Genomic DNA, 8604 nt, shown 5'->3' on the forward strand with positions numbered 1-8604 from the left:
CCACAAGTGACGGCGCGCGTAATTATGCCTCTCGTCATAGCCTACCGTATGTCGCTCTAGAGGATGGCTTTCTTCGTTCTTTAGGACTAGGCGTTGAAGGCTATCAGCCTCATAGCATGGTCGTCGATTATACGGGCATCTATTATGACGCCTCTCGACCTAGTGATTTAGAAAACTGGCTCAACCATGCCACGTTTGATGCTGAAGAACTTGCCCAAGCCACGCTCTGTATTGAGCAACTATCGCGTTATCGCTTATCGAAATACAACCACGCACCTGATTATTCGCTTCCCATTGCTGAAACCATCAATGCTAAAACCAACAATGCTGAAACCAACAACGTATTAGTGGTGGATCAAACCGCAGGTGATGCTTCTATTCACCATGGTGGTGCGGATGCAGACAGTTTTCAGCAAATGTTAGACTGCGCTTTAAATAACCATCCTAATGCCGATATTTTTATCAAAGTACATCCTGATGTTATCGCAGGCAAAAAGCAGGGGCATTTAGCAGGGGCTCATGAAAACCCTCGCTGCCATATCGTTAGCGACAACATTAACCCTTGGGCACTATTCGACAAGGTTAAAACCGTTTATGTGGTGACAAGCCAATTAGGTTTCGAAGCACTGATGGCAGGCAAACAAGTGCACTGCTTTGGTCTCCCCTTCTATGCAGGCTGGGGGTTAACCCATGATCAGCTCAGTTGCACGCGCCGCAGGGTGACTCGGCGCTTAGAAGAAGTATTTGCCGCCGCCTACCTTCGTTACACTCGGTATGCCAACCCCTACACAGGCAGTGCTGCAACGCTAGAAGAAACGATTGCCCTGATTGCCGACCAAAAGCGCCAGCAAGAGCGCCTGCGTGGCAAATGGCTAGCCTGTGGCTTCTCTTCATGGAAAAAGCGTTTTATTGGCCATTTTCTTGGCCCAGCGGCCACCATTGAATATCAAAAAGAGCTGCCAGCGGCTTTAGCAGTGGATGTTGAAAAACCCAATCTGTTGGTATGGTCCAGTCGTATTAACGATGACTTTAAAGCCCGCCACCGCGACCATCTAGCGGCATTATGGCGAATGGAAGACGGCTTCATCCGATCAATCGGTCTTGGGGTAGACCTCGCTCAACCGCTATCCTTGGTCATTGATCGACAGGGCATTTACTACGACCCCAGCCAGCCCAGCGAGCTAGAAACGCTGCTTAACACCGCCGATTTCAGCGATGACTTATTAGAGCGAGCGGCACACCTGCGCGAACGGTTGGTCGCATTAAAGCTTTCCAAATATAATGTACCGGGAAAGGAAGTCATTGAATTACCCGCCAATAAGCACATTATTTTGGTGCCTGGCCAGGTAGAAAGCGATGCGTCAATTGCAACAGGTTCACCAGAGATTAGGACTAATAGTGCGCTGTTAAAGGCCGTACGACATGCCAATCCTAATGCTTTTATTGTTTACAAAGCCCACCCTGATGTAATCACCGGCGCACGCATCGGAGCACTCGATACCAACGCCAAACGCCTGTATGATCTCGATGCCAGCCATATCGATATCACTGTGCTGCTAGCACGCGTTGATGCCGTGCATACTATGAGTTCGCTCACCGGTTTTGAAGCACTGCTTCGTCGGCGCCAAGTGTGCACCTATGGCCTCCCGTTTTACGCAGGCTGGGGATTAACCCAGGACGCCATGTACTGCCCAAGACGAAACCGGGCTCTATCATTGGATGCGTTAGTAGCAGGAACTCTGCTTCTGTACCCCAACTACGTCGACCCCGACTCTCGGCAGCTGTGTAATGCTGAAACGGTAGTCAGCCTGTTGGAGCAGGCTAAATTAGAACAAGTTAAGTCTCATAAACATATGCTTACATGGAAGCAGCGATTATACCGCTGCTATCGTAACTTATTTATTGGAAGTCATTAAGTTGAAGCAAAAGCGTGCATTCTTATTTTTACAAGGCGTCTGCTCGCCCTTCTACCAGCGTCTAGCCCGCCGGCTCACCGACGACGGCCACCGCGTGGTAAAGGTTAACTTCAACGCTGGCGATATCATCTACTGGCAGCGCACCCACAGCCAGAACCATTTGTTTCGCGGCCAGCTAAGCGAGCTTCCAGCTTATATTCAGTCGCTATGGCAACGTTACGACATTACCGACCAAGTACTGTTCGGTGATCGCCGACCGATTCACCGCCCAGCCGTTGACTTAGCGCCCGCCGCAGGCATTCGCACACACGTCTTTGAAGAAGGCTACTTTCGCCCGTTCTGGGTCACGCTTGAACGCGAGGGCGTTAATGGTCACTCTCTGCTGCCTAGAGACCCTAAGTGGTTTTTTGAAACAGGCAAAGCGTTGCCCAAACTCCCTGCACCGGTTCGCTTTCGCTCGTCTTTTAAAATCCGTGCCGCTCACGACATGTGCTATCACTTAGCGGGGTTAGCGAATCCCCTGGTGGCCCCCCACTATCGTAACCATGCACCCATCACTGCGCCGGTGGAGTATGCGGGCTACGCCAAACGCTTTACCTTACTTAGATACTGGAAAAAGCGCGATGCAGCGCGGATTAAAAGTCTTATAGAAGGCGGAAAGCCTTATTTTATGTTGCCGCTGCAGCTCAACACCGATGCGCAGATTCGCGACCACTCACCTTATGCCAATATGGAAGAGGTGATGGATCACGTGATGGGATCGTTTGCGCTACACGCCCCGAGTGATGCGCTGCTGTGTATAAAAAACCACCCGCTGGATATGGGGCTGGTTAATTACCCGAACATTATTAAAAGGCTGGAAGATTTTTACGGCCTACAAGGACGCATCGTTTACCTAGAGTCAGGCAATCTCAATCCATTGCTTAAACACGCCACGGGCACCGTCACAGTAAACAGCACGGTCGGCATTGTTTCCCTTGAAAAACAGTGCCCCACCTTTGCCCTCAGCGACCCCATTTACAATTTGGCGGGCCTCACCTACGAAGGCTCTCTAGACGAATTTTGGCACCAACCGCCGCTGCCCAGCCAAGCGCTCTTTGGCTATTTTCGCAATACGGTGATGTACACCACGCAAATTAATGGTGGTTTTTACTGCCAACCCAGTATCGATTTAGCCGTGAACAATGCAGCGCGTATACTAGAAGCCTGCCCTTCACCACTGGAGACGTTGCTGTGAGCGTTGGTGTGAACGTTGATGTAACGACCTCTTTCCCTTCTAATGCACCCCGCTGCGTGCTGATTACCGGTGCCACCGGTGCAATAGGCGGGGCGCTAGCCCTTGCTTATGCAGCTCCTGCTACACACTTGGTGCTACATGGCCGCAACCAGCAGGCGCTTGAAGAGCTGGCGATGGCGTGTCGAGAAAAAGGCGCACAGGTGTCGCTGTCATCAGCCAGCTTGACCGACGCAAGCGAACTCAACGCATGGCTTGATGCGCTATGTGCCGAGCACGTTCCAGATATTGTGATTGCCAATGCGGGTATCAATACTCATCCAAGCGCAAGCACGCTAGAACCGTGGAACGAGGTTCAAGCACTACTCGATGTCAACTTGAAAGCCCCCATTGCAATGGCCCAGCGGCTGGTTCCTGCCATGCAAGCACGCGGCAGCGGTCAATTGGTGTTTATTAGCTCGTTGGCGGGCTGGCACGGCCTACCGACAACACCAAGCTACAGCGCCAGCAAAGCGGGCATCAAAGCCTATGGAGAAGGCCTAAGAGGCTTACTCGAACCCCATGGCATTGGTGTGACCGTGGTAATGCCTGGCTACGTCACTTCTGCCATGTGCAATGCCATGCCTGGCCCCAAGCCTTGGGAATGGCCGCCAGAGCGGGCCGCCAACGCCATACAACGTGGTATCTCCGCTAACCGCGCCCGTATCAGTTTTCCCTTCCCGCTGAATTTCGGTACTTGGTGGCTGGCCGTGCTACCGGCGGGCATTTCTCAATGGCTCATCAAACGCCTTGGCTTTAATCATACCGGGGGCGCGTAGCGTGGAGTTCTTTCTATCATCCACATTTATTAGCCCACTTTTAGTAGGCTTGTTAGGTAGTGTGCTGTTCGAGGCGCTGCTGAGCCCTCGCCCACAACCGTTTTGGAAACGCGGCATAGCCGCAAACACGCTGCACCTTGGTAGCTGGTTACTGTTGTTTGGCGCCTTTATGCTGCTTCTGCAACGCCCTTGGTTTGCTGTTGTTTTCATCTTATCGCTGCAACTCGTGGTCGTGCAGTCCAGCAATACTAAATCACGCACGTTGAACGAACCCTTTATTTGCCATGATTTTGAATACTTCTGGGATGCTATTTTGCACCCGCGTCTGTATGTGCCTTTTTTCGGCATTGGTCTCGCCATTGCTGCCAGCAGCGCCGGTGCGGTTGCGATTGGTAGCTTTTTGGTTTTTGAACCATCGCTAATTCGCCAATGGGGCGGCACTGCGTTTCTAGTGAATAGCCTAATGCTGATAGCAATCGGTGCGCTGCTCGTTTGGCTGGGGTGGCGAAAACTGCCGCCTATCACACTGACCCCTAACATTGACCTAGATCGACTGGGACTATTTTCAAGCCTGTGGGCATACGGCATTGCCCTGATGCGCTCACAACCGCCCACACCCGAGACATCGCCCTTTCAGCCACTTGCTCAACATCGGTCACTTGATCAACATAGCCTTGAGCTAGACGCCGATGCGGCAAAGCCAAACGTTGTGCTGGTACAAAGTGAATCGTTTTTTGATCCTCGCCCCTGGTGTAGCGAGATTGCCGCTGACTTACTGCCGAATTATGACGCTACCTGCCAGGAAGCTGTCGTGCAGGGAGCGCTGAATGTGCCCGCATGGGGCGCAAACACTGTGCGCACCGAATGCGCCGTTTTAACTGGCATAGCGCCTGACACCTGGGGGCCGCGTCAGTTTAATCCTTACCGTACGCTGTCGCGCCACACACTGCCCAGCATTGCCAGTGCATTCAAAGCCCAAGGCTATCGAACTGTTTGTGTTCACCCTTACCCGGCTACCTTCTATATGCGTGACAGCGTTATTCCCAAACTAGGGTTTGAGACGTTTATCGACATTCGCGCATTCGAAAGCCAGGATAAGCATGGTCAGTATATTGGTGACCAAGCCGTTGCACGTAGAGTTGGACGCCTGCTTGAAGATAACGATAATAGGCCACTCTTTGTGTTTGTTATTACCATGGAGAATCACGGCCCTTTACACTTAGAAGCACCGGAAAAGGCCAGAGTAGCGTCAACATTGCCAGCAGCGCCGTGGCCACTACCGCATCATTTACGCGATTTGGCCGTTTACCTGCACCACTTAGGTGAATCAGATAAAATGCTCGGAAGCGTTAAAGCAGCGCTAAACTCTGCTATAAGACCAGGGCTGCTGGGCTGGTACGGTGACCACGTACCCATACTGCCTGCCGCATATAGGCACTATTCGCCTCCTGCTAGCAGCACCCCGTACATGATATGGTCAACGGAAGTAGATCGTAATTTGTGCGACCAGCCGCCAAATGAGCGCGCGTCGTACATGCTGGAAGCAAACGAACTTGGCGTCCACCTATTTAAACGGGCGTTTGGACGCGATATAAGTAGCGATGTGATCAAGGCAGAACCAGAACCTCAGGAGCAAGAATGACTAAACGCGTTGCCATTATCGGTGCCGCCCATCGTTTCCCCGGCACCACACCTGAAACGTTCTGGCAGGACCTGCAAGCCGAAAAAGACCTCGTCACCCAAGTGGCCTCCGACCGTTGGAGCCACGATGCTTTCCTGCATCCCGACAAACGCCATCCCGGCACCAGCGTCACGTTTGCCGCGGGTAGCCTAGGCGATATAAGCGGATTCGACGCAGAGTTTTTTGGCATTTCGCCCCGTGAAGCGGCGAACATGGATCCGCAACAGCGCATGCTGTTAGAGCTTAGCTGGGAAGCCATGGAAAGCGCGGGCATCGTGCCCAGCACCCTGCGCGGTAGCCAATGCGGCGTTTTCCTTGGCGTCGCCAGCCTTGATTATTCCTATCGTCTTGCCGATGACATGTCGGCGATTGATGCCTCGACCGCGACAGGCAATACATCAAGTATCGCCTCTAACCGGCTCTCTTACGTCTTTGATCTACATGGCCCCAGCATGTCGCTGGATACCGCCTGCTCATCTTCCATGGTGGCCTTCCACCAGGCATGCCAATCGATTCGCAGCGGCGAAACTAATATGGCGCTAGCAGGTGGCATCAGCCTGCACCTGCACCCCTATGGTTTTATTATTTTTTCTAAGGCCAGCATGCTCTCGCCCACTGGCCGCTGCCAAGTCTTCGATGAAGCCGGTAATGGTTACGTGCGCTCAGAAGGTGCTGGGCTGTTTTTGCTAAAAGATTATGATCAAGCCGTGGCCGATGGCGATAATATCCTGGCCGTGGTAGCAGGCTCAGCAGTTAACACTGACGGCCACAAATCTGGTCTTACGGTGCCCAACCCCAGCGCCCAAATTGAATTAATGCGCCGCGCCTACGAACAGGCTGGCATTTCGCCGGACGAGATCGACTACCTTGAAGCTCACGGCACCGGCACCGCCGTTGGCGACCCCATTGAAACCCGGGCTATCGGCGAAGCACTCGGCAAGCATCGTAAAACACCACTTCTGATTGGCTCAGTGAAAAGTAATCTCGGCCATTTAGAAACGGCATCTGGCGTTGCCGGGCTTGCTAAAGCGCTGTACAGCCTGCAGCACCGTGAAGTGCCCGCCACCATTGGTATACGCAATCTTAATCCACGCATCAAATTTGATGAGTGGAACATTAGCGTGGTCACCAAAGCTCAAGCGCTCAAAAAACAGGGCCGCTTGGTCATTGGCGTCAACTCCTTTGGTTTTGGTGGCGCCAATGCTCACGTCATACTGGAAAGTGCCCCCGAAAAAGCACCAGCACCTCGCCAAGTGCCCGATGCTGCGCTACCCGTTCGTATTAGCGCACGAAGCCAGGAAGCACTGGCGGCTAATGCCCGTGTCCTAGCTAGTTTCCTACGCGAAAGCGACCATGCTTTCTATGATACCGCCCACACGCTGAACAGCCACCGCGAACAACACACGTTTGGCGCGCTCTGTTTCGCCCAAACAGCTGAGGCCGCCGCCAGCGCGCTCAGCCAGTTTGCTGAAGGTGAAACCAACAGCGTTGTGACACTGGAGCGCTTAGCTAACGCCCGAGGCCCAGTGTTTGTTTACGACGGGAACGGCTGCCAATGGGAAACCATGGGTCACGACCTGCTAGACAGCGAACCCGTGTTTAGCGACGCCATTGACCGTGTAGATACCCTGTTCCAGAAGCATGGTGATTTTTCACTGCGTGACGAGCTTGCGGGCCGTAACCAGGAAGAGTCCAGCGAAGGGCGCTTTGAGCGCACCGAAATCGCCCAACCCGCCCTGTTTGCACTGCAGGTCGCGTTAACCGAATGGCTTAAATCCAAGGGTATCGTGCCCACCGCCGTATTCGGCCACAGCGTTGGCGAAGTTGCTGCCGCCTGGGCATCCGGCGCATTAACGTTAGAAGACGCCGTTAAAGTTATTTATTACCGCAGTTTCTACCAGGGCAAAACCCGTGGTCTTGGGGAAATGACGGCTGTCGCTATCAGCGCGGAAGAGATCGCTCCCTGGCTTGAAAAACCCGAATTTAGCAACATTAGCCTGGCAGGCATTAACAGCCCCAAAGGCATTACGTTAGCAGGTGATCGTGACCAGCTAAGCGCCATTGAAGCAGCCCTTAGCGAACAGAGCACCTTCGCAAAGCGCCTGCCACTGGACTACGCCTTCCACAGCCCCGCCATGGACAGCATCAAAGCAGGCGTCGTGGAAGCCTTGGCTGACATTCGTCCAGGCGCCACGCAGATTCCTTATGTGTCCACCGTGACCGGCACCATCAGTGAAGGCACACAGCTGGATACCCATTACTGGTGGCTCAATATTCGTGAGCCCGTCCTATTTGATAACGCCGCTACGGTGCTTATTGAGCAGGGTTACAATGTCTTTGTGGAAGTCGGCGCGCACCCCATCCTGCGCCGCTATATGAACGACTCCTTACGCCAGCAAGAGCGTAGCGGATTAGTGCTAGGCACCATTGAACGGCATAAGTCAGGCGCAGATGGTTTAACCCGCTGCCTCGGCCAATTGTTGCTAAGTGGATTAGCCCTTGATAACCATCACTTCTTCCCCGTAGAAGGCGAGCGGGTACTGCTGCCACGCTACGCTTGGCAGCGCACTCAGCTTTGGGTGCAAGGCACCAATGATGGCCAAGGGCTGCTTTCCCGTTATTATCAGCATCCGCTACTTGGCTACCCATTGGCGCAGCAGGATAACACCTGGGAAAGCCAGTTGGATACCAAACGCCAGCCATGGCTGGCCGACCACGTTGTCGGCGAAGGCGCAGTCTTCCCCGGCGCGGGGTTTGTGGAGCTTACGCTAGCAGCGGCCCTGCAGCAGAAAGACACACCGATTTTAGACATTGAAGAGCTGGAGATTCGCGCTCCCTTACTGTTGGATGGGCCCAATGGGCGCACCATGCGCTTGACGCTGGATCCAGACGACGGCCGCTTAGCCATCCACTCCCGCGAGCCAGCCACCGGTAGCGAATGGCAGCTAAATGCCG

5 protein-coding genes are annotated in these 8604 nt (G+C 53.6%); all 5 read left to right on the forward strand.

Annotated features, from left to right (window positions below):
* A partial coding sequence (locus tag INT22_RS07210) for a capsular polysaccharide biosynthesis protein (protein ID WP_226912484.1) occupies positions 1–1916 on the forward strand: 1916 nt, incomplete at its 5' end.
* 1 nt (position 1917) lies between these two features.
* A complete protein-coding gene (locus INT22_RS07215) occupies positions 1918–3153 on the forward strand; it encodes a capsule biosynthesis protein (RefSeq protein WP_193067954.1) in 1236 nt (411 codons plus the stop codon).
* Positions 3150–3968 carry an SDR family NAD(P)-dependent oxidoreductase gene (locus INT22_RS07220; RefSeq protein ID WP_319022053.1) on the forward strand — a complete coding sequence of 273 codons (819 nt, stop codon included), beginning with the start codon at positions 3150–3152 and terminating at the stop codon, positions 3966–3968. The genes INT22_RS07215 and INT22_RS07220 overlap by 4 nt, the downstream gene beginning before the upstream one ends.
* Position 3969: 1 nt before the next feature.
* Positions 3970–5610, forward strand: a complete 1641-nt coding sequence (locus tag INT22_RS07225; protein WP_193067955.1) for an LTA synthase family protein — start codon at positions 3970–3972, stop codon at positions 5608–5610.
* The coding region (locus INT22_RS07230) for a type I polyketide synthase (RefSeq protein ID WP_193067956.1) at positions 5607–8604 on the forward strand (2998 nt) is incomplete at its 3' end. The genes INT22_RS07225 and INT22_RS07230, both read left to right, overlap by 4 nt.

The organism is Halomonas sp. 3D7M (assembly GCF_014897885.1).
Lineage (GTDB): Bacteria > Pseudomonadota > Gammaproteobacteria > Pseudomonadales > Halomonadaceae > Vreelandella.